Origin of the sequence: Acinetobacter sp. ANC 5414, from assembly GCF_013004295.1 — a bacterium.
Taxonomy (GTDB): Bacteria; Pseudomonadota; Gammaproteobacteria; order Pseudomonadales; family Moraxellaceae; genus Acinetobacter.
Genome location: NZ_JABERM010000017.1, coordinates 22619 through 48837 on the forward strand (window position 1 = coordinate 22619; position 26219 = coordinate 48837).

General features: G+C 41.4%; 21 protein-coding genes. 9 read left to right on the plus strand and 12 right to left on the minus strand.

The window, feature by feature from the left end:
- Positions 1-45: 45 nt before the first annotated feature.
- On the minus strand, positions 46-873 hold the full coding sequence (locus HLH18_RS10690) for an alpha/beta fold hydrolase (protein WP_171546817.1): 828 nt from the start codon (positions 871-873) through the stop codon (positions 46-48).
- 141 nt (positions 874-1014) lie between these two features.
- Positions 1015-2151 (minus strand): outer membrane protein Omp38, encoded by a 1137-nt coding sequence (gene omp38 / locus HLH18_RS10695; RefSeq protein WP_171546818.1) that lies wholly within the window; start codon positions 2149-2151, stop codon positions 1015-1017.
- A gap of 378 nt (positions 2152-2529) precedes the next feature.
- Between omp38 and HLH18_RS10700 the strand changes: the two genes are divergently transcribed.
- The 3 genes from HLH18_RS10700 (at position 2530) to HLH18_RS10710 (ending at position 5003) form a co-directional block, all read left to right on the plus strand.
- Positions 2530-3051 (plus strand): GspH/FimT family pseudopilin, encoded by a 522-nt coding sequence (locus tag HLH18_RS10700; RefSeq protein ID WP_171546819.1) that lies wholly within the window; start codon positions 2530-2532, stop codon positions 3049-3051.
- Positions 3052-3165: 114 nt separating this feature from the next.
- Positions 3166-4341, plus strand: coding sequence for a thiolase family protein (locus HLH18_RS10705; RefSeq protein ID WP_171546820.1), 1176 nt, complete (start codon positions 3166-3168; stop codon positions 4339-4341).
- Positions 4342-4553: 212 nt separating this feature from the next.
- Entirely contained in the window at positions 4554-5003 is a 450-nt protein-coding gene (locus HLH18_RS10710; protein ID WP_171546821.1) for a VOC family protein, read from the plus strand.
- A gap of 76 nt (positions 5004-5079) precedes the next feature.
- On the opposite strand, the gene HLH18_RS10715 is transcribed toward HLH18_RS10710, so the two are convergent.
- The 6 genes from HLH18_RS10715 to HLH18_RS10740 form a co-directional block, all read right to left on the minus strand.
- Positions 5080-5565, minus strand: a complete 486-nt coding sequence (locus HLH18_RS10715) for a DUF934 domain-containing protein (RefSeq protein ID WP_214647325.1) — start codon at positions 5563-5565, stop codon at positions 5080-5082.
- Complete coding sequence (locus HLH18_RS10720) at positions 5558-7201, minus strand: nitrite/sulfite reductase (RefSeq protein WP_171546822.1); 1644 nt, start codon at positions 7199-7201, stop codon at positions 5558-5560. Before HLH18_RS10720 ends, HLH18_RS10715 begins: the two co-directional genes overlap by 8 nt.
- Positions 7202-7518: 317 nt before the next feature.
- Entirely contained in the window at positions 7519-9924 is a 2406-nt protein-coding gene (locus tag HLH18_RS10725) for a glucose/quinate/shikimate family membrane-bound PQQ-dependent dehydrogenase (RefSeq protein ID WP_171546823.1), read from the minus strand.
- A gap of 350 nt (positions 9925-10274) precedes the next feature.
- Positions 10275-12683 (minus strand): glucose/quinate/shikimate family membrane-bound PQQ-dependent dehydrogenase, encoded by a 2409-nt coding sequence (locus HLH18_RS10730; RefSeq protein WP_171546824.1) that lies wholly within the window; start codon positions 12681-12683, stop codon positions 10275-10277.
- A gap of 165 nt (positions 12684-12848) precedes the next feature.
- Positions 12849-14111, minus strand: coding sequence for a carbohydrate porin (locus HLH18_RS10735; RefSeq protein ID WP_171546825.1), 1263 nt, complete (start codon positions 14109-14111; stop codon positions 12849-12851).
- 124 nt (positions 14112-14235) lie between these two features.
- The gene (locus HLH18_RS10740; protein WP_171546826.1) at positions 14236-15354 is read right to left on the minus strand and encodes a CaiB/BaiF CoA transferase family protein; all 1119 of its coding nucleotides are present in this window, start codon (positions 15352-15354) and stop codon (positions 14236-14238) included.
- 243 nt (positions 15355-15597) lie between these two features.
- On the opposite strand from HLH18_RS10740, the gene HLH18_RS10745 reads away from it, so the two are divergent.
- The 4 genes from HLH18_RS10745 (at position 15598) to HLH18_RS10760 (ending at position 20683) form a co-directional block, all read left to right on the plus strand.
- Positions 15598-16608, plus strand: coding sequence for an AraC family transcriptional regulator (locus tag HLH18_RS10745; protein ID WP_171546849.1), 1011 nt, complete (start codon positions 15598-15600; stop codon positions 16606-16608).
- Between the two features lie 163 nt (positions 16609-16771).
- Positions 16772-17977 carry an acetyl-CoA C-acetyltransferase gene (locus HLH18_RS10750; RefSeq protein ID WP_171546827.1) on the plus strand — a complete coding sequence of 402 codons (1206 nt, stop codon included), beginning with the start codon at positions 16772-16774 and terminating at the stop codon, positions 17975-17977.
- Between the two features lie 11 nt (positions 17978-17988).
- Positions 17989-20124, plus strand: coding sequence for a 3-hydroxyacyl-CoA dehydrogenase NAD-binding domain-containing protein (locus HLH18_RS10755; protein WP_171546828.1), 2136 nt, complete (start codon positions 17989-17991; stop codon positions 20122-20124).
- 289 nt (positions 20125-20413) lie between these two features.
- The gene (locus tag HLH18_RS10760) at positions 20414-20683 is read left to right on the plus strand and encodes a hypothetical protein (RefSeq protein ID WP_171546829.1); all 270 of its coding nucleotides are present in this window, start codon (positions 20414-20416) and stop codon (positions 20681-20683) included.
- Positions 20684-20768: 85 nt separating this feature from the next.
- Here the strand turns inward: HLH18_RS10760 and HLH18_RS10765 are convergent, their stop codons facing one another.
- Together HLH18_RS10765 and HLH18_RS10770 are read right to left on the minus strand one after the other, a co-directional pair.
- Positions 20769-21200, minus strand: coding sequence for a GNAT family N-acetyltransferase (locus HLH18_RS10765; RefSeq protein ID WP_171546830.1), 432 nt, complete (start codon positions 21198-21200; stop codon positions 20769-20771).
- Positions 21201-21257: 57 nt separating this feature from the next.
- Positions 21258-22484, minus strand: a complete 1227-nt coding sequence (locus tag HLH18_RS10770; RefSeq protein WP_171546831.1) for a class I SAM-dependent methyltransferase — start codon at positions 22482-22484, stop codon at positions 21258-21260.
- Positions 22485-22586: 102 nt separating this feature from the next.
- Here HLH18_RS10770 and trhA point away from each other — a divergent pair, with 102 nt between their 5' ends.
- Both trhA and HLH18_RS10780 read left to right on the plus strand, forming a co-directional pair.
- The gene (trhA, locus tag HLH18_RS10775; RefSeq protein WP_171546832.1) at positions 22587-23228 is read left to right on the plus strand and encodes a PAQR family membrane homeostasis protein TrhA; all 642 of its coding nucleotides are present in this window, start codon (positions 22587-22589) and stop codon (positions 23226-23228) included.
- 144 nt (positions 23229-23372) lie between these two features.
- Positions 23373-24689 (plus strand): MFS transporter, encoded by a 1317-nt coding sequence (locus HLH18_RS10780; RefSeq protein WP_171546833.1) that lies wholly within the window; start codon positions 23373-23375, stop codon positions 24687-24689.
- A 57-nt stretch (positions 24690-24746) separates the two neighbouring features.
- Here the strand turns inward: HLH18_RS10780 and HLH18_RS10785 are convergent, their stop codons facing one another.
- Positions 24747-25091, minus strand: a complete 345-nt coding sequence (locus HLH18_RS10785; protein WP_131290164.1) for a hypothetical protein — start codon at positions 25089-25091, stop codon at positions 24747-24749.
- An 87-nt stretch (positions 25092-25178) separates the two neighbouring features.
- Positions 25179-26189 (minus strand): metallophosphoesterase, encoded by a 1011-nt coding sequence (locus HLH18_RS10790; protein ID WP_171546834.1) that lies wholly within the window; start codon positions 26187-26189, stop codon positions 25179-25181.
- Positions 26190-26219 lie beyond the last annotated feature (30 nt).

The window sequence follows — 26219 nt, forward strand, 5'->3', positions numbered from 1 at the left end:
TAAATAAAAAACAGCCTTCAGGCTGTTTTTTTATTCCTATAATAATCAATCTTCTGCAAAAAATTGTTTTAAAGCAAAACTAACTTCATTTTTATGGGTGGTACATAAACCATGCGGCGCGCCTTTAATTTGCTCTTCCACTCCATACTTTAAAAGCTTTACCGCCTGCTGACTACAAATTTCGGGTGGTACAATTTCATCTGCGGTTCCATAAAGCACCAAAGTCGGCACAGTGAGCTGTTTTAAATCTTCACGTAAATCTGTTTCGGAAAAAGCCTCAATACAATCGTAATGTGCTTTGATTGAACCTTGCATAGCAATACGCCAAAAATTTTGCACCACACCTTCAGATTTTTTATTGAGCAATTTGTCGTAACCATAAAATTTTTTAGCAAAATCCAGATAAAAATCAGCTCTGTTATCCAATAAATTTGCACGCATTTCATCAAATACTTCTGGATCAACTCCGTCTGGATAATCATCTCGCTTACTCATTAACGGAGTAACAGCCGCAATCAATGCAAGTTTAGTGACCTTCTGCTGTCCATATTTTGCAGTATAACGTGTGACTACCGCCCCACCCGTGGAATGCCCGACCAACGCAAAATTATCCAAATTTAAATGTTCAACCAATTGATGTAAATCTTCTGCATATTGATCAATGCTATGTCCAGCCCAAGGTTGACTGGACCTTCCATGCCCACGCCGATCAAATGCAATAACTCGATAGCCATGCTCAGCTAAAAATAACATTTGGTCTTCAAAAGCATCACTCGATAAAGGCCATCCATGTGAAAAAACAATTACAGCACCACTGCCCCAATCTTTATAATAAATTGAGGTACCATCTTTGGTCATTAACATCTGGCTCATTGCTTGACCCTCTTTTTATTGTTTAGGGTGTTTATTAGAACAAGATAAAAATGAAACAGTGTATTAAACAAGTTATGCTTATGTAGCGAACATAAAAAAAGCAGCCCTAAGGCTGCTTTTTTAGATTAGATCAATAATTAATTATTGAGCTGCAGGAGCTTGTTGAGCAGGTTCTGCAACAACTGTACGGCTACCAGAAATTGTCGCGAATACACGACGGTTCATAGCACGGCCTTCTTTAGTGTTGTTGTCAGCAATCGGTTGATCCCAAGCGAAACCTTGAGTAGACAAACGAGCTGGATCTACATTGTATTCATTTACAAGTGAAGATTTAACAGAGTTAGCACGAGCTAAAGATAAACGTTCGTTCAATGCACGTGGACCAGTGTTATCTGTGTGACCTTCGATGCGAGCAGTAGCGTTTGGATATTCAACTAACTTCTCAGCAACTTTAGCGATTTCTGGTTTGTATTGATCTTTGATGTTTGATTTGTTTGTATCAAAGAACACACGAAGTTCCATGTTAAGGTCTTCAGTCAACTCTTGTGGAGCTGGTTGAACTGGAGCTACAGGTTCAACTGGAGCAACCTCAACTACAGGAGCAGCCGGTTTCAAGTGACCACCAAGAACTACGTTAAGACCAGCAAGGGCTGTATAGTTCCAGAACTGTTCGTCAAAGTGGTAAGTACCACGTGCTTCAGTACGTAGAGATAGAGCATCGTTCAAACGCCAGAAAGCACCTACACCCGCATTTGCCAGTGTACCTTCTTCAGTGTTACCACGATCGATAGCTGTTGGTGCGGTGATAGAGTTTTCACGACCTACGCCAGAGAGTTTATATTTGTAGTGACCAGCACCACCAAGTAGGTATGGCTTGATTTTGCTGTCATAGTTTTGAGTAATCAAATCAGAAGTAACATAGAAGTTACCGTTAATTTGAGTTGACTTGTACTCTGCACCTGGATCAACTTGAGTAAGTGGACGTTGTTCACGAACACGTGAACCATTCATTTGGCTAACGTCGCCTTTCACTTGGTTATATTCAGCTTCGAAACCTAACCATGGAGTTAATTCAACACCAATCGCAGCGCCAACGAACAAGTCGTCTTTCATTTCGCCTTGACCAAGTTTAGAAGATAACAACTGTGATTGACCATTGTTATGTTTAGTGTCTTGCCAAGTGTAACCCAGCATTAATGGTGTAATAGTTACGCCAGCGTTAGCAGCAGCCAAAGGTGCAGCAACGAGCATTGCTAATGCAATACGACTCATTTTCATGGAATTATCCTCCAGAGATAACAATTGTTTTCAAGTTCAAGCTCAAGTCTAAATTTGGGCTATTCTGAGATGGGCTTTCTAATACCCCAGTTTTATTTTTAAGCCATTCACTTTGAATCATACAAACACTTTATTTTTTTTCCAAGTGCTTGATAATTTTAATCAAGTAAATTATTGACAAAATTACTTACAATTTCCGTTGTAATTCGGTAATTTTTTACTCAATTTATTCTTGTGAATAGCTTATTGTCACTTGCCGATTATTTTAACAGCTTTCTTAAAAGTTGAGTAATAAATCTTACTCGCAAAAAAAACCATTAAAAACAAAACATTAATAACATAAACAATTAAAAAAAAATACACTACAAGGTTAATTTAATGATTTCCAAACAAAAAACGGGTTTTACACTCATTGAACTCATTGTTACGCTTGCTATTTTAGCGATTATTACTTCCATAGCCTTACCTTATTTTCACGAAACAATGGCTAAACAAGAAATCAAAAAAATTACCAATACACTGGTTTCAAGTATTCAATTGGCAAAATCACATGCTGCTATACACCACACCAATGTGGTTATTTGTCCCAGTCCAAATAAAGTGAATTGCCAGGCAAGCCATTGGAATTCAGGTTTTATGATCTTTTTAGATACAAATAAAAACAGACAGGCAGATACTGGTGAAAAAATTATCTCTACAGAATCAACTGAGCTGAAATATGGAAATTTAGATTGGAGAGGTACTTTAAGTATTCCCAGCTTAACTTTTCAAGCTGAAAATGGGCTTCCGAACGGATCAAATGGCAGTTTCTATTATTGCTCTATTTACCAACAACCTCATTATAAGATTGTTCTTAGTCGTATGGGACATACCCGTATTGAGAATCCACTTAGCTGCTAAAAACTTATCAGTCTAAAGGTGGAGAACAAACAGACTTTATTCCTGTTGATTTTTCAATATACTGCTTATGTTTGGAAAAAAATCTACTAAAAAGTAAATCTCGGAGAGAAAAAAATGACAGACATCGTAATTGTAAATGGCGCACGTACAGCTATGGGCGGTTTTCAAGGTAGCTTAGCGGATGTAACAGCACCTGAACTGGGTGCAGCTTCAATTAAAGAAGCCATTGCTCGTGCAGGATTACAACCAACGGATGTCGAAGAAGTCATTATGGGCTGCGTACTCCCTGCCGGTTTAAAGCAAGGTCCTGCACGTCAGGCAATGCGTCAAGCAGGTCTGCCTGATTCAACGGGCGCAGTCACCATCAACAAACTTTGTGGCTCAGGCATGAAAGCCGTGATGCAAGCTGCCGATATGATTAAAGCAGGTTCTGCTGAAATTGTGGTTGCAGGGGGTATGGAATCAATGAGCAATGCACCTTATATATTAACTAAAGCACGTGCAGGTTACCGCATGGGGCATGGTGATGTGAAAGATCACATGTTCCTTGATGGCCTTGAAGATGCTGAAACAGGTCGCCTCATGGGTTCTTTTGCACAAGATATGGCAAATACACGCGGTTATACTCGCGAGCAAATGGATGATTTTGCCATTCGTTCATTAAAACGCGCACAAACTGCCGTCAATGAAGGTTACTTTGCCGATGAAATCATACCTGTGACGGTGAAAACGCGTAAAGGCGATGTGGTCGTTGATAAAGATGAACAACCATTCAATGCAAATATCGAAAAGATTCCAACACTTCGTCCTGCTTTTGCGAAAGACGGTACCATTACAGCTGCCAATGCCAGCTCTATTTCTGATGGTGCATCTGCACTTGTACTTACTTCAGCAGATAATGCAACAATAAAAGGTTTAAAACCTTTGGCGAAAATTGTGGCTTATGCATCAAATTCACAACATCCTTCTGAATTTACGATTGCACCTGTAGGGGCGATCCAAAAAGTGTTGAATAAAACTGGCTGGGATGCACAAGATGTTGACCTTTGGGAAATCAATGAAGCATTTGCCATGGTGACCATGTGTCCTATGGATGATTTCAAACTAAATCCAGAAAAAGTGAATATTAATGGTGGTGCTTGTGCACTTGGCCATCCTGTTGGTTCAACAGGATCACGTATTATCCTGACATTAATCCATGCCCTTAAGCGTACGGGTGGTAAAAAAGGGATTGCTGTACTGTGTATCGGTGGTGGTGAAGCGACTGCTGTGGCGATTGAACTGCTTTAATAAAGTCTCTCTTTAATAAAGATGAGAAATACATTCCGCAAGAGGGAGAGTATCTTTTCCCTCTCTCTAACTCTCTCCCATAGGGAGAGAGGACAAAAAATCCCTCCACATAGAGGGATTTTTTATACTTACATTTTTATAAGCTTTCTTCATGTAAAAATAAAATAAAGCTGGTTAGATTAAATGGAGTAGAACAAAACAGAAGTTCTATCATGCAACTCAATCACTACCTCAATTTCCAAGGTGAAACTGAAGCTGCCTTTAACTTTTATAAATCAGTTTTTGGAGGCGAATTTTCGAATCTGACCCGTTATGGTGAAATGCCACCTGCAGAAGGCATCACGCTATCTGAAGCAGATAAAAACCTTATTCTTCATATTTCGCTACCAATCAACGAATATACAGAACTGATGGCGTCAGATACCAATAATCAATTCTGTGCGCAAACCAATACGGTTTTCACCAAAGGTAATAATCACTATATTTCAATTAATCTCAACGCCAATGAACAAACGGAAGCACAACGTTTATTTGAGGCTTTATCTGTGAATGGACAAATTGAAATGCCCTTAGAAAAAACCTTTTGGGGCGCACTGTATGGGGCTTTTACCGATCAGTTTGGAATTAAATGGATGATCAATTGTCAATTAGAAGCAATGTGATATTGAATTTCCCTAAATACCACGCATAAAAAAAAGCCGGAATCAATCCGGCTTTTTTACAGCAACTTAATTGAAATTAAGCACCTGTTTGATAATGTGCCTGTGCAACCGCAGTCGATGCCTGGTACGGATGTTTAAAATCATTTAAACCCGCAGCCGCTTCCTGAATATCTTTACCTTCTTTAATCACGAAAGTGTCGAAGCCTGAACGTTTTAAATAGTTCAACACATCTTTAAAGATATCGCCAGTTGCACGAAGTTCACCTTGGTAACCTTGACGACGTAACAATGCTGCAAATGAATAACCGCGACCATCGTTAAAGCCTGCAAACTCAATAAAGATTGCATCAAGCTGATCTAGCGGGAATTCATTGACTTCAGGAGAAGCATCAACTGTAATATACAAAGCTTTTTTACCTTGTACATTTTCTAATTGATCAAGCTGCTCTACAGTCAGAACAACATCACCTTGCGGTAAAATACCATCTTCACCAATCAATTGATAAGTGTTGTCTGCAATTGTGCCATCTTTAGAGAGCACTGATAGTGCGGGATTAAGCATATGCACGCTCCTTAAATGGTTGAATTCCAACACGACGGTAGGTTTCGATAAACTCTTCACCTTCATTACGTAGGTCAAGATATGTATTTAAAATTTCTTCAACAACGTCGGGTACACGATCTGCCGCAAATGATGGTCCCAAGATGTCACCGATTGAAGCATCATGATCGGCATTACCACCTAAAGTAATTTGGTAGAATTCAGCGCCTTTTTTATCGACACCTAAAATACCAATATTACCCACATGGTGATGACCACAGGCATTCATACAACCTGAAATGTTCAAGTCGATGTGACCGAGATTATAAACCGTATCTAAGTCATCGAAACGGCGTGAAATTGCTTCAGAAATCGGAATTGATTTCGCATTCGCGAGCGAGCAAAAATCACCGCCCGGGCAGCAAATAATGTCGGTCAAGAAACCAATGTGCGCACGTGCCAAATTGTTTTGCTCAAGAATTTGCCACAATTCAAACAAGTCTTTTTGCGGAACATCAACCAGTGAAATATTTTGCTCATGCGTAGTACGAAGTTCACCGAAAGTGTACTTGTCTGCCAAATCAGCAATCAAATTCATTTCTTCAACGGTCATATCACCTGGTGCAATACCGGCACGTTTAAGCGAAATCGTTACAATACGATAGCCTTTCACTTTATGTGCATTGGTGTTGATGTTGAACCATTGTTTGAATTTTGGATGTGCAGCAAACTGTTCAGCGAAATCTTGATCTGCATAATCTTGATAATCAAATGGCGTGAATTCTTCGTCCAGTTTTTTCAAGATTTCAGGCTGAATTTTCAAAGTCTGAATGGTATGAGCAAATTCAGCTTCAACTTTTTCAGCAAATACTGCTGGCGTTAAAGCTTTTACCAAAATTTTAATCCGTGCTTTATATTTGTTGTCACGGCGACCATGCAAGTTATAGACACGAAGGACTGCTTCAAGATAAGCAATTAAATCTTCACGTGGCAAGAACTCACGAATAAAGCTGCCAATTACTGGGGTACGCCCCAAACCACCACCGACTTTAATTTTATAGCCGATCTCGCCTACTTCATTTTTCACGATATACACACCGATATCATGGAATGAAACCGCTGCACGGTCTGTTTCAGCCAATGCAGACACCGCAATTTTAAATTTACGCGGCAAGAAAGCAAATTCTGGATGGAAAGTTGACCATTGACGAATCAATTCACAGGTCGGACGCGGGTCAGCAATTTCACCGGCAACCACACCTGCATATTGATCCGTTGTGGTATTACGAATACAGTTACCCGATGTTTGAATGGCATGCATTTGAACTGTTGCCAGTTCTGCCAACATGTCAGGCACATTTTCTAGTGCAGGCCAATTAAACTGAATGTTTTGACGTGTTGATACATGTGCATAACCACGGTCATATTCTTTTGCCAAATCCGAAATTTTACGAAGTTGGTTCGAGTTCATCAGACCATAAGGCACAGCAACACGTAACATTGGCGCATAGCGTTGGACGTATAAACCATTTTGGAGACGTAGCGGACGGTATTCATCTTCCGTCAATTTACCCGCTAAATAACGTTCCGTTTGGTCACGGAACTGTGCAACACGTTCATTGATCAGTTGCTGATCGAAATCAGTATATAAATACATGGCGTACAGCTAGTAGGTTCATTATAACGGCTGACAGCATAACGAGATTTAAACTATCAACAAAATGCGTTTTTTACATATTTAATAGCGGTTTTATTGATAAGCATGTCGGGATTTCACTGGTATAGCCAGTTACAGCCGAATCATGCGGCTTTTAACCAGATTTGATGTTGTTTTCATTTGTTTATCATTATTTTTCATATAAAGAATAAATGTGAAAATCTAAGTGAATAAACTCCTCTACTTTTTATATTTAAAAATGATTAAATTTACCCAATAAAAAAGCCCGACGAATCAGGCTTTTTTAATTTTAAGGATTATTTCTTTCGATCAGGTAAAGCATACGCCACTAAATAGTCACCCATTTTAGTACCGAATGAACCATGACCACCAGCCATAATCACCACATACTGTTTACCGTTGATTTCATAAGTCATCGGTGTTGCTTGACCACCTGCTGGTAAACGACCTTTCCAAAGTTCATCACCATTAGTGACATTGATGGCACGGATGTAATCATCTTTTGTTGCACCAATGAACATTAAGTTACCCGCTGTAGAAATAGAACCACCCAACATTGGCACACCCATTTTAAATGGAGGTAAGGAAATACCAGATATACTGTCACGTATGGTACCAATACGACGTTTCCAAGCCGTTTCATTCGTATTCAAATCCACACCAGCCACATAACCCCAAGCCGGTTGTGTACAAGGTAAACCCAATGGTGACAAGAACGCTTTAACTTCTACTCCGTAAGGCACACCGTACATGGGTTGTACACCAGCTTCACTCTTTGCACCTTTAGTAGTTTGTTTACGGTCTGCATCTCGTGGAATCAATTTAGATACAAATGGCAAGCCAATCGGGTTCATCACTGCAATTTGACGGTCTGGATTCACAGACATACCGCCCCATTCAAACACACCCAAGTTACCTGGAAACACCAAAGTACCGTTTTCAGAAGGTGGTGTGTAAATACCATCATAATTCAATGATTTGAAGTAAACACGACACATCAACTGGTCAAACATGGTTGCACCCCACATTTGTTTATCAGTCAATTTATCTTTAGGCCCCATGTTAAAATCAGAGAACGGTTGAGTAGGTGAATAACGTTCACCTTTGGTTTGAGAACCACGTTTTACAGTTTGTGGAACTGATTTCTCAGTAATCGGTACGATTGCTTCGCCGGTACGGCGGTCTAAGACAAAGACATTACCTGTTTTAGTCAATACATAGATTGCAGGAACGATGTTGCCAGATTTGTCTTTGATGTCAGTCAATGTCGGTTGAGACGGTACGTCCATATCCCACAAATCGTGATGAGTGGTTTGGAAATTCCAGACCAATTTACCTGTGGATGCATTCAATGCAAGCATAGAATTTGCATAACGTTCGTGTAACTCGGTACGGTATCCCCCCCAGACATCAGGAGTACCTACACCCGTTGGAACATACACGATATCCAATTTAGCATCATACGCCAAAGGAGCCCATGCGTTTGGTGAGTTATGAACAAATTTTTGACCAGGCGCAGGAATCGCGTTTGGATTTTCAGCACCCGTATCAAATACCCAAAGAAGTTCACCGGTATTGACGTCATAACCACGGATCACACCTGAAGGTTCTTCAGTAGAATAGTTATCTGTCGTAGAACCACCAATGATGATGGTTGTACCTGTGACCACGGGAGGAGATGTGGGGTTGTATCCACCTGGATACGGGAATGGCATGTCTTTTTGCAGATCAACTTCACCATTTTTACCGAAGTCCGTACAACGTTGACCATTGTCCGCATTGATTGCCACCAAGCGACCATCATTCACAGGCAAGATCACTTTACGTGGGCAAAGCGCGGATGATGATTTTTTGTTTTGCAAGCTTGCTTCGAAACCAGCCGTGTTGTTGGCATCATAGTAAGACACACCACGACAGGTTAAATGCTGAAACGTATTATCCGCTTTGAGTTTAGGATCAAAGCTCCATTTTTCTTTACCTGTGACTGGGTCTAAAGCAACTAAACGTTGGTGCATGGTACAGAGATAAAGATTGTTCCCCACTTTAATGGGAGTCACTTGATTGGTTGTTGAACCAGAGTCATTTTCAGTTTTGCTTTCACCAGTACGGAAAATCCAAGCGACTTGTAAATCTTTAACGTTGTCGCTGTTAATTTGATTTAAAGGAGAATAACGCAAGCCAGACTGGGTACGACCATAAGCTGGCCAATCACCATCTTCAACACCCAGAATAGGTTGTGATATTGCGGGCTGTTTGGTGCTTAATTCACCATGAATTTCTTGAGGATCATTAAATATAGAGTAGATCATGACGGCAATGGTGATTGCCAATGTACCTGTAAGCGCAATCTTTGCACCTTTGGTATTTTCAAATCCGCGAGTCACTGCAGGAATGAGTAAGAAAAGACCAAATATACCCAAAATATCTAACCTAGGCGCTAACGCGAAGAAGTCAGAGCCAACTTCCCAAAGTCCCCATACCACAGTACCCAATACAAGAGTTGCATAAACAAGAAGTGCTGAACTTTTTAATTTTTGCAATAAAATTGCAGTAGCGATGAAGAATAAGCCTGCGAGGATGTAATACCAAGACCCACCAAGTACTGCAAGATATATTCCTCCAATCAGCAGCACTAAACCGAAAATGATGGCCACGATAACCAAAATCGTTTTTAAAACTGAACCTGAAGATGGAATAGCCATATTATCCCCTATTTTTAAGATTCTTTTTTTAAAGCTCATACTTAAAGTTAAATATAAGCACCTTTTTTGTAATTTTTAGATGTTAAAGATCTGAGTTAAACCAACCTGCATAAAGAGACTTATCCTCTAAGCAGCTGTTGTAGAATTCGATTGTACTCTTCTAAATCAGCTGAAGTACTATTGTCTTCAAGCAACAAAAAACTCTCATAGTTTTTTTGAATTTTTTCTATTTAATTTACATCTAGTTATCTTTATAAATATAGATTATCACAATACTATCTATTACAACCCCAATTTTTTTATTTTGACAATAAAAAGCCTGACGAATCAGGCTTTTTTAATTTTAAGGATTATTTCTTTTGATCAGGTAAAGCATACGCTACTAAATAGTCACCTATTTTAGTACCGAATGAACCATGACCACCGGCCATAATCACAACATACTGTTTACCATTGGCTTCATAAGTCATCGGTGTTGCTTGACCACCCGCAGGTAAACGACCTTCCCATAACAAATCACCGTTTGTTACATTATAAGCACGGATATAGTTATCCTGAGTACCAGCAACGAACATCACGTTACCCGCTGTAGAAATTGAACCACCTAGACCAGGAACACCAATTTTAACTGCCGGTAACTGGAACAATTTAGGTAAGCTGTCACGGATGGTCCCGATACGTTTTTTCCAAACCACTTCATGCGTATTGAGATCAACACCCGCTACAAAGCCCCAGCTCGGTTGTTTACAAGGTAAACCCAGTGGTGACAAGAAGGCTTTAATTTCTACACCGTAAGGCACTCCGTACATCGGTTGAACACCCGCTTCTGTACCTGCACCTTTAGCGGTTTGTTTACGGTTTGGATCTTCAGGGATCAGTCTAGACACAAATGGCAAGCCGATTGGGTTCATCAACGCAACCTGACGGTCTTGATTGACAGACATACCGCCCCATTCAAATACACCCAGGTTACCCGGGAACACCAAAGTACCATTTTCAGAAGGTGGTGTATAAATGCCATCATAGTTCAATGATTTGAAGTAAACACGGCACATTAACTGGTCAAACATGGTTGCACCCCACATTTGTTTATCCGTCAGTTTTTCTTTTGGTGCAAGGTCAAAATCAGAGAACGGTTGAGTTTTAGAGTAGAACTCGCCCTTGGTTTGTGGACCACGTTTGACTGTTTGAGGTACTGGTTTTTCCGTGATTGGAACAATCGCTTCACCGGTACGACGATCTAGTACAAACGCATTACCTGTTTTAGTCAACACATAGATTGCAGGCACAATATTGCCCGATTTATCCTTAATGTCAGCTAAAGAAGGCTGTGACGGTACATCCATATCCCACAAATCGTGATGGGTGGTTTGGAAATTCCAGACCAATTTACCTGTGGATGCATTCAAGGCAAGCATAGAGTTTGCATAACGTTCATCAAGTTCAGTACGGTGACCACCGAAGATATCCGGAGTACCTACACCGGTTGGCACATATACGATGTCTAATTTTTCATCGTATGCCAGTGGTGCCCAAGCATTTGGCGAGTTGTGAACAAATTTTTGACCTGGAGCAGGCATCAGATTTGGATCTTCTGCACCGGTGTCAAATACCCAAAGTAGTTCACCTGTATTTACATCATAGCCACGGATCACACCTGAAGGTTCTTCAGTAGAGTAGTTATCTGTTGTAGATCCGCCAATGATGATGGTCGTACCAGTAATGACTGGAGGTGAAGTTGGGATGTAACCGCCTGGATACGGAAATGGCATGTCTTTTTGCAGATCAACTTCACCATTTTTACCGAAGTCAGTACAACGTTGACCATTGTCCGCATTGATTGCCACCAGGCGACCGTCATTCACCGGCAAGATTACTTTACGGGGGCAAAGTTCAGAACTAGAACGTTTGCTTTCTAAGCTTTTTGCAAACTGTACAGCATTGCCAGCATCATAATAAGAAACACCACGACAGGTTAAATGCTGAAACGTATTGTCTGCTTTTAACTTAGGATCAAAGCTCCACTTTTCCTTACCCGTCGCCGGATCAAGCGCGATAAGTCGTTGATGTGTGGTACACATAAACATGTTATTGCCGACTTTGATTGGCGTTACTTGATTGGTGGTTTCGCCTGAGTCATTCTCAGTTTTCATTTCGCCAGTACGGAACGTCCAGGCGACTTGTAAATCTTTAACGTTGTCGCTGTTAATCTGGTTTAAAGGAGAATAACGTACACCAGCTTGAGTACGGCCATAAGCAGGCCAATCTTCAGCTGCTACACCAGGAATGGCTTGCGCCTGTTTAGGCTGTGCAGTTTTAATTTCACCATTAATTTCTTGCGGGTCGTTAAAAATTGCATAGATCATGACCACAATGGCAATGATCAAAGTACCAGACAATGCAATTTTAGCTGTTTTCACCTCACTGATTCCGCGAGAAACCGCAGGAATCAATAACCATAAACCCAGTAAACCCAAGATATCGAAACGTGGTGCGAGTGCCCAGAAATCAGTGCCTGCTTCCCAAACACCCCAGATGATAGTACCCAGCATTAATGCTGCATACACCCAAAATGCTTTAGAATCCGATTTCTTCAGAAGAACTGCTGTTACCAACAACAATAAACCGGCAACGATGTAATAAATTGAACCGCCTAGTACCGCTAGCCAGATACCGCCTATCAGCAGGATCAACGCAAATATCGCCAAAATAATGACGCTAAATGTACGTATTCCTGTTCCTGTAGATGGATTATTCATATCAACCACCTTAATCTTTGATTTTCAGTAGGGTTAATCAAAAGGATTCTTCATCCCCCTTTTGATTAACAGTATGTACATCAGCTACAAAAACGAGTCCCTCTAAAAAAATGAGAGGTAATCACTGCTGACTACCTCTCTACGTTTTCAGTCTCTAAATAAACCTTAAAATGCTGTCTGGAACTTGAGACCACCCACCCAAGCATTTTCGCCGTTCTTATACGCACCGACATGGCGAATATATTGAACGTTTGGACGGATCGTTAACCAATTGCTTACATGTAAACCATAGTAAAGCTCTGCATCATATTCTTCGCTACGGCCATCATTCAGATCATCATTCATGTTGATGCGCGCAACACCGACAGCAATTTCATCTTTAGGACGTAAATCCATCGCGCCTTTATAAACCAGCCCGATGTTTTGCATATCACTCACATTGTTGGTTTCTGAATCATGAACAGTCGCGTTGATAAAACCAGATAAACCACGAGACACATCAGCTTGATGCGCAGTCAATTGTTGCTTCGCAACAATCCAGCCACCCTGATGATGATCTTTTTCAGCTTTGTTAATTACTTGCGCGTCAGCGGTGCTGTAGTAATAACCGGCACGGTATTCACCCAGTAGTTTTTGTTCACCCAGTTTCGGTGTCCAAACCACTTCTGCAGGAATAATCGCACCATGAGAACCATTAGTGCTGAGATTAAAGCCTTTACCGCGTTCTAAATTTTCCGGGTTGTATTCGTACACGCCCACCTGTGCATAAAGCTCTGGAATGAGGTTATATTTCACACGTGCAGCCCACTGGCTTACAGGCCAGTCGTACCACTGGTCACCGACCCAGTTACCCACTTGTGAACCACAAAGTGCCAGGTTCTGGAAGTCACAGTCAAAACTATTAAAGTCTTCACCTTCACCAAAACGACCGACTTTCACATCTAATTTTTGCTCTAAGAATTTTTTCTTGATCCAGAAATCAGTTAAACGCCATGTTTGACCACGACCCCAGACTTCTTGCGTAGAGCTTAAATGACCATTTGCTCCACCTGTAGATTGACCATCTAAAGCATCTGAAGTATTAGACAGTGAACGGCCATTACGCTCGGTAATATTAATTTGGGCTTCAGTATCTTTCCAACCGGCAATCTTTTCTAAATCTAAATGCATACCAATTTCAAACTGGTCTGCGTATTCAGTTCCGTGACTTGAGGCATATTTTGCATCGAGCAAAGTTGCCATTTCACAGGTATAACCGAAACTGAAATCGTAACCTTGTTTTTGCAATGCAGTACGCTGACCATTCCAATCACCGAACATCCACGGGCTTTCTGCAGCAAATGCATCACTCGCATGTGCTACAGAAAAACTAGATAAGAAAGCAGTGAATATAACTAAAACTGCCTTTACTTGAGGAGATAAGTGCATATAAGGCCCCATAATTATATTTATAAATATTTCGCCTACTTATTATTCAATTGGTCAATTTTTTCTGCACAATTGACCGCACATCCCGTTCTTTTTTTAACTCCTCAATAAGGAATAGAAGAAATCACCATTTCCCTTCTCCGAGTCGCTGTCCAGCGAAGTTATAGACATTTTTTGATCGGGAGAACTTGATTGGACAGCTTAACTGTTGTTGTGTCTGTTCTGAATTTGTATCCAGAGGCACCTCGACTGTCCATTGTCTTTGTTGGGCAAGTTCCGAATCAAGAGCCTCATCCAAATACAGTACAGGTTCAACGCAAACGTCTTGTTCTGCGAAAATTGCCTGCCACTCGACAAAAGCTTTGGATTTTATTTTGTCTTGAATGGCTTGCTTGACCAGTTGCCGATCTGACTCATCAAAGGACGCACCTTTTTCCAGAAGCACTGGAAGTTCTAAAATGGTGGCTAAGCCCGACATAAATTGAGGTTCTAAACTCCCGACAGATAAGTAACGACCATCTTGGGTGAGGTAATAATCATAAAAAGTTCCGCCATTTAAATGCCCTTTTTCAGCATATTGTTTAGTTTTTCCAGCCAGTACTGCTGCTGCTGCCATATTGTTTAATGTCACCACACAATCGGTCATCGAAATATCAATATATTGCCCTTTTCCACTACGTTGACGTTCAATCACCGCAGATAGAATTCCAATCACTGCATGTAAAGAACCACCGGCTACATCTGCAATTTGAATGCCCATCGGGGGCGGACCACTGTCTTGTCGACCGCTATGTCCTGCAATTCCGGAAAGTGCCAGATAATTGATATCATGACCGGCTTTATCTTTATAAAGTCCGGTTTGCCCATAACCGGTAATGGAACAATAAATCAGTCGCGGGTTAATTTCGGCAAGGGTTTGATAGTCCAAACCCAGCCGTTGCATGACCCCGGGTCTAAACTGCTCAATCACAATGTCAAATTCAGAAATTCTCTGCTTAATGGCAGCAATATTCTCAGGATCTTTTAAATCCAAGGCTATGGATTGCTTATTTCGATTCAAATAGCTATGCGCAGTCGCTTGTCCATGTACATAAGGTGGCAATAAACGAATTAAATCCGGACGTGTTGGCGATTCCACATGAATGACTTCTGCCCCCAAGTCAGCCAAATATAATGTGGCGAATGGTCCAGGCAAAAGCGTGGAAAAATCGAGAACTTTTAATCCTTTTAAAGCAGCTTCCATGTTATTTTTACTCACTTTATGTTGGTTTTTCACCCATGTTAGAAATATAAACGCAACAAAACAATGTCATGTTCAGCCATTTACCTTGATCATTTCGGCAATTTAAGATGTAAATAAGGCAAAACACCTATTGTAAATTGCCACCCAAACATTTTTTAGTGTCATTTAGGTCAACTACAAGTGAATGTAAAATTAGGTCAACTACAAGTGAATATAAAAGATAAAGAAACTGAAGAGTTTAATATAAGTCGCGATACGATTAGTATTCACTTCGTGAATGCGGCTTTAACAGGCGTAAAACGTCTAGATATGGACGTCGAAACTTTATTGTCACATGTAGGCATTGAACCCGATTTATTACGTCAACCTAAAGCACGTATTTCTCCTGAGCAATACACCCGCTTTATTAAAATGTTGTGGATGGTGACCCAAGACGAACATATGGGCTTTGATTTACAGCCACGTCGCTTGGGCACTTTTGCCATTATGTGTCAGTTGATTATTCACGCGAAAACGCTAGGAGACGCTTTAGATCTTTCTGCACAATTCTATAAACTGTTTGGTGATGAATGGTCAGTGACTATAGAACGTGATAAACACGAAGCACGTCTGGTTCCTCATGTTCCCCAAAGCATGGACCCCGACCATTTCATTACTGAAAGTATGCTGATGATTTGGCACGGTTTGGCATCATGGTTGATTGAACGCCGTATTCCATTGGAACGCGTACATTTCGGTTATCCACGTCCTGCCCATGCCGATGAATATGACGCATTGTTCTTTGCACCGGTGATGCAGTTTGATACGCCACGTACTGAAATTACCTTTGCAGCCGATTATCTGGATTTACCAATCCGTCAAACTGAAGAAAATCTGGAAGAATTCTTAAAAGCGGCACCGGCTCAATTACTGGTTAAATTCAAAAACACCAACTCTTTAACTTCACGTATTCGTGATGTGCTCAAGAGCCAAATTGGTGAAGAAATGCCAACCTTGAATGATGTGGCATCGATGCTGTACTTGTCTCCGCAAACCTTGCGTCGTCGCTTGGCTGCTGAAGGCAAAAGCTATCAAGGGGTTAAAGATGCATTACGTCGTGATGCGGCCATTCACCTTTTACTCAACCCGGGTTTAACCTTGGAAGATGTGGCACAACAGGTCGGTTTCAGTGAAACCAGTACTTTCCACCGTGCCTTCAAGAAATGGACTGGAGTAACACCAGGACTGTATCGCCAATTACACGGTTATCATTAATCTTTTAGATTGATTGCAGTTTCTCCGCCCAGACTCAGGTCTGGGCTTTTTTTATTGGCAAAAAACCTCATTTGATCTGATCCGTTCTCGTCATTGCACTTCAAAAATTAATCATTAAACTCGAAAAGTATAACAATTTAAAAGTCATAACAAAGGAACAGCTATGAGCGAGGCCTACATCATTGATGCCATTCGCACACCACGCGGAAAAGGAAAAAAAGATGGTTCACTGCATCAAGTGAAACCGATTACCCTACTGACCATTTTGCTCAATGAACTAAAAGACCGTCATCAACTAGATACATCAAAAGTCGATGACATTGTACTGGGCTGTGTCACTCCAATTGGTGATCAAGGCGCTGATATTGCCAAAACGGCGGCCATTACTGCAGGTTGGGACAATGATGTCGCGGGTGTGCAGATCAACCGTTTCTGTGCATCAGGACTTGAAGCTGTGAATATGGCAGCCATGAAAGTCCGTTCGGGTTGGGAGGATATCGTGGTTGCCGGTGGTGTGGAATCCATGTCGCGTGTGCCGATGGGTTCAGATGGCGGTCCTTGGGCACTTGATCCAGAAACCAACATGGCCTGTGACTTTATTCCGCAAGGGATTGGTGCTGACCTGATTGCCACCATTGACGGTTATAGTCGTTCAGATGTCGACACATTCGCAGCTGAATCACAACGTAAAGCTACCGCTGCACAAACCAATGGCTATTTCAACAAATCGATTGTGCCGGTTAAAGACAAAGCTGGGGTAACAATTTTAGCCCAAGACGAGTTTATTAAGCCAACCACCACCGCGGAAAGTTTAGCCAAACTTAATCCCAGTTTTGCCATGATGGGACAAATGGGTTTTGATGCCATCGCCCTACAAAAATATCCTGAAGTCGGTCAAGTCAATCACGTGCATCATGCAGGAAATTCATCCGGCATTGTCGATGGTGCTGCGCTGGTTTTGATTGCTTCAGAAAAAGCGGTGCAAGAACAAGGTTTAAAACCACGTGCCAAAGTTTTAGCAACGGCATTGGTTGGCTCCGACCCCACCATTATGCTGACCGGGCCTGTTCCTGCAGCGCGTAAAGCCTTGAAAAAAGCAGGTCTAACGATTAATGACATCGACCTGTTTGAAGTCAATGAAGCTTTTGCAGCGGTGGTGATGCGCTTTATTACCGAACTCAACGTTGACCCGGCTAAAGTTAATGTTAACGGTGGGGCAATTGCGATGGGACATCCACTGGGGGCAACCGGTGCGATGATTTTGGGCACACTGCTGGATGAACTGGAACGTCAGGGCAAAAAACGCGGTTTAGCTACTTTATGTGTTGGTGGTGGTATGGGCATCGCAACGATTATTGAATTGGTATAAGGAGAACAACAATGAGCGCAATTCAATTTGAAAAAAATGCCGATGACATTGTCATACTCACACTAGATTCTCCCAACCAGTCTGCCAACACCATGAATGCGGATTTCCGTGCTGCACTGGAAGACATTGTTGCCAAACTACAGGCAGATGCAGAAATTTCAGGGATCATTTTCCGTTCCGCGAAAAAAACCTTTTTTGCCGGTGGTGACCTGGATGAACTGATTGAGGTAGAGCCGGATCATGCCACCGCATTCTTTCACATGGTTGAAGAGATGAAAGCCAAACTGCGTTATATCGAAACGCGTGGTATTCCTGTGGTTGCCGCACTCAATGGCACGGCGCTCGGTGGTGGCTGGGAACTGGCTTTGTGTTGTCACCATCGTATTGCACTGAATGACCCAAAAGCCAAGTTCGGTTTACCTGAAGTGACTTTAGGATTATTGCCGGGCGGTGGCGGAATCGTGCGTATGGTGCGTCTGCTTGGTTTACAAAATGCATTTCCACTGTTGATGGAAGGCAAACAGTTTGGGGTAGAGAAAGCCAAATCTTTAGGTCTGATTCACGATATTGTGGAAACCGAACCAGAACTGTTAGACAAAGCCATTGCCTGGGTCAAAGCCAATCCCATCTCTCAACAACCTTTTGATGTAAAAGGCTACAAAATTCCAGGTGGCTCGCCTTCAACGCCGGCAGTCGCTCAAATGCTTGCGATTACACCTGCGATCCTGCGTGACAAGACCAAAGGTTGCTACCCTGCCCCTGAAGCGATTATGGCCGTAGCCGTTGAAGGTGCACAGGTGGATGTCGATACCGCACTGACCATTGAATCGCGTTATTTCACCTACCTTGCGACCGGTCAAATTTCCAAAAATATGATTGGTACATTCTGGCATGGTTTGAATGCAATTAAATCAGGTGCAAACCGTCCGAAAGACATTGCCAAATGGAAAGCCACTAAAGTCGGTATCTTAGGTGCCGGGATGATGGGTGCAGGGATTGCTTATGCCACAGCATCTAAAGGTATTCAGGTTGTTCTAAAAGATATATCTATAGAAGCGGCTGAAAAAGGCAAAGCCTACAGCCAAAAGTTGCTGGATAAAAAAGTATCTCAAGGTCGTCTTAGTACAGAAAAACGTGATCAGATGTTAAGTCTCATTACAGCAACTGCCGATGCTGCCGAATTACAGGGATGCGACCTGATCATTGAAGCCGTGTTTGAAAATCCAGAACTCAAAGCCAAAGTCACCCAAGAAGCTGAAAGCTATTTGGTAACTGGCGGTGTGATGGCATCAAATACCTCTACCCTGCCAATTACAGGACTCGCTAAAGCTTCTAAGGATGATAGCCATTTCATTGGTCTGCATTTCTTTAGCCCGGTCGATAAAATGCAACTGGTGGAAATCATCAAAGGACAAAATACATCAAATGAAACCTTAGCCAAGGCTTTTGATTTTGTACAACAAATTGGAAAAACCCCGATTGTGGTGAATGACAGTCGTGGTTTCTTCACCAGTCGTGTGTTTGGTACTTTTGTGCAAGAAGGTTTACGACTGCTTGCTGAAGGGGTTCATCCTGCCAAGATTGAAATGGCAGCGCTCAAAGCCGGTATGCCTGTTGGTCCCCTTGCGATTCAGGATGAAGTATCTTTATCCTTGTCTGACCATGTCGCGAATGAGACGCGTAAAGCCCTGCAAGCAGAAGGCAAAGACCTGCCACGTTCCGCTGCAGATGATGTGATTGAAAGCATGATTCATCAATTTAACCGTAAAGGTAAAGCTGCGGGTGCGGGTTTCTATGAATACCCTGAAGGGGGTAAAAAACATTTATGGGAAGGTTTAAGCCACTGGAAAAAAGACGTGGAGATATCCGAACAGGAAATGATTGACCGCTTCCTGTTTGTTCAAGCGCTGGACACTTTGCGCTGCTATGAAGAAGGCGTGTTGGAATCAGTTGTAGATGCCAATGTTGGTTCGATCTTTGGAATTGGTTTTGCGCCATGGACAGGTGGAGCCATACAATACCTAAACCAGTATGGTCTGGAAAAAGCCTTGATCCGTGCCAATACACTTGAAGCTAAATACGGTGAGCGTTTTAAAGCGCCACAATTGCTGAAAGATAAAGTGCACACTGGCGAGAAAATTTCATAACACCACTTAAGCTATAAAGCATTAACGCCCTTTCTTTTTATTGAAGATAAGGGCCTTAATACATTTAAGGTTTTTTGAGTAATAAAAATATGTACCCACCTTCTAAGCCTTCCTACCTAAGCCCGATATAAACGTCGAGCTCACTTAAACAAAGATCCATCTGTTAAAATTAATTTTTAATCCCTTATTTAAATGAATGGTTTAGTCAGTTATGAGTCGGTTTTCATTCTATTCTGTGTTATAAAGTTACATAGATTCTGATTTATTTTTATCCATTTTGGTGTTTTCTATGACTGACAATTCTTCTCCTGAAAAATCCCCTTGGGGTTGGAAAGCCCTGATTATTGCTTGTATTTTAGGCGCTTTTTTCATGGGATTTTTCTATCTTGCAATAAGCAACGAACCTGATTACATGCCGAGCCAAAAACAAAAGCAGGCACAACAAGCTGCGACGTCTGCTGCATCAGAACCGACTACAGCTGAAATGAATATGACTGAAGCAGAACATGCTGCAATGACAGAAACTGAAAAATCAGCTGGACATGGGGCTGGTCACTGATTCCGAGCATCATGGTCGAATCCTGAAATAAAAAGCCACTTTGAGTGGCTTTTTATGTTTTCAAAACTGAATTTTTTTTTAATGGCTACATGCCAGTCAATACCAGTCGCATATCAATATGTGGAATACCACAATCCAGATATTGCTCACCTTCAACTTTGAAACCCAAAGCTGCATAAAACTGCATGGCATGCACTTGTGAAGACAACTTTAAAAATTCGCGCTGTTCATATTTGGCTTGCTGAATAATCTGTTGCATCAGCAATTTTCCAATGCCTAGACCACGATGCGATTTCAGCACCGCCACACGCCCGACGCTGTTATTTTGCAATAATCGCGCTGTCGCTATTGGCTGATCTTGATCGTAAACCACAAAATGCAATGAAACTGCATCTTCCGCATCCCATTCATCTTCAGCCGCAATCTGCTGTTCCTGAATAAACACCTGCTCACGAATCAGTTTGGCATCATTTTGCAATTCATCCCAACTGCCTGTGCGTATTGTAAATGGGGGCATCAAAAATCATCTTCCTAAACATAAAAGCAGCCTTAAGACTGCTTTATCCATTTTAAATTAGCACTTACAGCCAATATCCTGCTGATCCCACTGATTATTCAACAACAATTCAAGCGAATGCTTTTGAATGCCATACATCTGTTTTAAGGCTTGAATCTGAGCCAAAACCGCCTGATCGGGTTGTTGATAATCTTTACGTTTGGTCGCCAAAATCATTTTGTTTTTACTGGTATGTTCGAGTGCTACAAACTCAAATACTTTGGTTTCATAACCGTAAGCTTTGAGTAGTAAAGCGCGAATGGTATCGGTGAGCATTTCCGCCTGTTGACCTAAATGAATGCCAAATTGCAACATCGGCTTCAACACTTCCGGACTTTTGAGCTGAGGACGCAATTCTTTATGACAACACGGCGCACACATAATCATTTGTGCATTTAAACGAATACCGGTGTGAATGGCAAAGTCAGTCGCCACATCACAGGCATGCAAAGCGATCATCACATCCAGGTGTTCAGGTTGATAGGTGCGTACATCACCCTGAAAAAAATCCAATTGCTTAAAATTAGACGCTGTCGCTACATTTTGGCAAAACTCTACCATTTTCGGATTCAGCTCAACACCGGTAACAAATGGCGTTTGACCCTGTTTTTCCAGATAATCGTATAAGGCAAAAGTGAGATAGCCTTTACCCGAACCAAAATCGACCACACGCAAAGCATGATCTTGCTGTGTAATTTGATCCAAAGCACCCGAGAAAATTTCTACAAATTTATTAATCTGTTTCCATTTACGCGCCATGCTTGGAATAATTTGCGCTTTCGCGTCAGTAATGCCTAAGGGCTGTAAAAAATAACTATCTTGATCGACATAACGATGTTTCGTGCGGTCATGCCCTTGCTGATTTTCTATATTCTGTGCCTTGGCTGCAGATTTATTTTTACTCACCGTCAGCATGGCTTTTTTCTTGTTCTTTTTAAGTTGCAACTCTTCTTCAGCCGTAAACAGATTGGCTTGTTTACAGTGTGCCAATAAATCTTGAACGAGCTGGCTGGCTTCCGCTAAAGGATAGTTTTTGGTGACATCTTGAGTCTTATAACGATACAAACAACTCAAAACCGACTGTCCTTGCAGTGAAATGACTCGCAAGGTCATTTTCTCCAGGTTTTCAAGTTCGCCTTTATACTGGCTAAGAATAATTCGATCAAAACTTTGTGTTTCAATGGCTTGCTGAAAAGCATCTAAGAATTGTTGTTCCTGAATAAAAGGAGAAGCCAATTGAGACATACAGATCACTCGAATAAATTAAGTTATCAGTGTAAAACTTCTTACTTTAAAGGTAAAACTTCATTACTATACAAGTGTATTTTTAATTACAGAAAATAAGCAATGAATACATCTAACTTGCAGACCTACGATCCACAAGAAGAAAAAATAAATGCGATTAGTCATGCACTTGGCGCAGTTTTAGCAGCCATTGCCAGTATTTTCATGCTGATTAAAGGCAGTTATTTACCGCTAGGACAATTTATTGGTCTATGTGTTTATGCATTGAGCCTGATTTTACTTTTTGCCGCTTCAAGCTTATATCACTATGCCGAATCACCACAGCGTCGGGGCTGGTACAAAAAACTGGATCACACTGCAATTTATTATCTGATTGCTGGAACCTATACGCCCTTCTTGTCTATCGCGCTTCCAACGGCAAAAGCACAATACCTGTTAATTGCACTTTGGGTAATTGCTGTAATTGGTACACTATTCAAGTTAGTTTTCATTCATCGTTTCCAGAAAATTTCACTCATCGCCTATCTGGCTATGGGATGGCTTGCATTACTGGTAATGGATGATATGCAACGCTTTTTAAGCGATCAAGCATTGACCTATCTCATCATTGGTGGACTGGCTTATACCATTGGTGCGTTGTTTTATGCATTAAAAAGAGTAAGATATACGCATGCTATCTGGCATGTATTTGTATTGATTGGCGCTGGATCACATTTCTTAGCGATCTGTCTTTACGTGATATAACCTTCTATTTCTACATTTTTTAGTAACCCTAAATCCGTAGACATGAGTCGGTATTTCGTATTTTTTTAAGAAATTACGCCTTTTTTAAAAAGATTACGCTTTTAAAACTAAGTTTTTTTATTTTTAGTAAGTGTAAGGTTTCTCATGGCGTCTTCAGATTCTATTGCTGCTACTACAGAAGTAGCTACAAATTCAAAATTCCGCGTACTAACTGCGAGTCTTGTTGGTACCACAATCGAATTCTTCGATTTTTATATTTACGCAACAGCGGCAGTTCTTATTTTTCCTCATTTGTTCTTCCCTGCAAGTACAGATCCAACGACTGCAACCATTCAGTCTTTAGCAACCTTTGCTATTGCCTTTATTGCCCGTCCAATTGGTGCTGCCTTATTTGGACACTTAGGTGACCGTATTGGTCGAAAAGCCACACTGGTTGCTGCATTACTCACTATGGGTATTTCAACCGTATGTATTGGCTTACTTCCAACCTATGCACAAATTGGTATTGTTGCCCCATTACTACTCGCACTATGTCGTTTAGGACAAGGGCTTGGTCTGGGTGGCGAATGGAGTGGTGCAGTTCTGCTTGCAACTGAAAATGCGCCTGAAGGCAAACGTGCCTGGTATGGCATGTTCCCGCAACTCGGTGCACCCATCGGCTTTATCTTGGCCACAGGTTCATTCTTGACCTTGGGCGCATTTATGTCTGAAGCAGACTTTATGCAATGGGGCTGGCGTATTCCATTTATTGCAAGTTCTGCACTTGTCATTGTAGGTCTTTGGATTCGTTTAAAACTTCACGAAACGCCTGCATTCCAAAAAGTATTGGACAAGCAAAAAGAAGTCAATATTCCCTTTAAAGAAGTAATGACCAAACACTGGCGTATGCTGATTCTAGGCACGATTGCTGCGATCTGTACCTTCGTAGTGTTCTATTTGACCACAGTATTCGCATTAAACTGGGGCACAACAAAGCTCGGTTATACCCGTGCTGAATTCCTTCAATTGCAATTGGTTGCAACCCTCTGTTTTGCTGCATTCATTCCACTTTCTGCAGTTTTTGCCGAGAAGTTTGGTCGTAAGACAACTTCAATTGGAGTATGTATCGCTTCAGCGTTGTTTGGTTTAGTGTTCGCAAGCATGCTTGAATCTGGCAACACAGTTATCGTGTTCTTATTCTTGTGTATTGGTTTAGCGATTATGGGTTTAACCTATGGTCCAATTGGTACGGTACTTTCTGAAATTTTCCCGACTTCAGTGCGTTATACTGGTTCTGCATTAACCTTTAACCTTGCTGGTATTTTTGGGGCATCTTTTGCACCCCTAATTGCCACTAAACTTGCAACCACTTATGGTTTACAAGCGGTAGGTTATTACTTAACAGCTGCATCAATCCTTTCACTGCTTGCTTTCTTAGCGATTCGTGAAACCAAAAATGATGATGTAAATAACCAGGTTTAATTTCATCAAATAATAAAAAAACCAGCGTCATAACGCTGGTTTTTTTATATTGTTTCTTCAAATCTGTTCATCACTTAACATTTCTTGATAGAGTTCTTCAAATACCTGTCGATCGCCACCGGCATTGTAATAACTCGGAACAATGTAAGTCACCAGTTGACGGTATCTTTCTGTTCCATATAAATGATCCAGAAAAGCTTCCACATTATTTTCATCAATACCAAATGCCGTGACCAGTTGCTGAAACTTTTGATAAAACCTGCCGGCAAATGCCGGTGTATTGACCACATCACTTTCGGCTTGCTGAAAAGCCTGTTCTAAAGCAACTAAACCGGCTTCAAGCTGTGCCGATTGAATATCTGTTAAAGCAAAAAACTGCCCCACCTCGTCTGCAAAAGACATACTCTTCTCCTGTTTTGTTCTCATTGTTATAAATCAATCTTGCTTTAGGGTATGTCAAAAATTGTTCCAGAAATTGATCTTCAACATTTAAACCAGCTCAATGATATCGATCGTTGGGGGTACCCGAAAACGAAAAGGTACACCCACCATTCCTGTTCCAACCGTGACAAATACATCGGCATGTTCATGCTGATATAAACCTTTTTTATGTCCCAGTATAGACACTTTTTTCATGATGTAATTGGTCAGCCAAGGCAGTTCAACCTGTCCCCCATGCGTATGTCCAGACAGCATTAAAGGACGTGTCGGCAATTGCGGCACCATATCCACGGTGTCAGGATTATGCGACAAAATCACCCAGGGTTTGTCTTGCGGCAAATCTGGCATATAACGCATATCAGTTTTTCCGGCCCATAAATCTCCTACGCCCAGCAATCTGAATTCATCAAATTCAACAATTTGACCTTCAATATCAATCACGTTGTTGACTTTTAACGCATGCCGCAACAGGTTTTGAATCGGTGGTCCCGGGTACTGTTCATCATGATTGCCATTGACTGAATAAACCGGAGCATTAATGTTCTGTAAAATGGCCAGTTCATCGGCAAGTTTGTTTTCAGGTTCATAGGTCCAGTCCCCGGCAACAACGACCAGATCCGGATTCTGCTGATTAATTTTATCGACAATAATTTTCAGTTGACGCTCATGGCCGGAAAATAGACCAATATGTAAATCGGCAATCAATGCCAGTTTGACTGGACGCTGTATTTTCTGTTCAGGATTCAACTGATATTGTAGGGTTTTAACCATGATATGCTGCGGTTCAATAAAGCGTGCATAAATCAGCACGCTACTCAGCAGGAAGATGAAAATAGATTCGTGAATGGAGTAATAGCCACTCCAGCCGGCATAAAGGCTAAAGAAAAATAAAGGAAACAGTAAGTAAGATAAGTAAAATGCCAGTAAATGCACAAAAGCTTTAAATGGGTGAATGGTTTCGGTGCGCGTTTGACTCAACCATGCTTGTGCCACACCCCAAACCCCAAGCACAAAAAAAATGCTATAAAAATAAACAACGACCGAGTCTGTATCCCACATAATAATTTCTCTAACGATAACGAAGATATG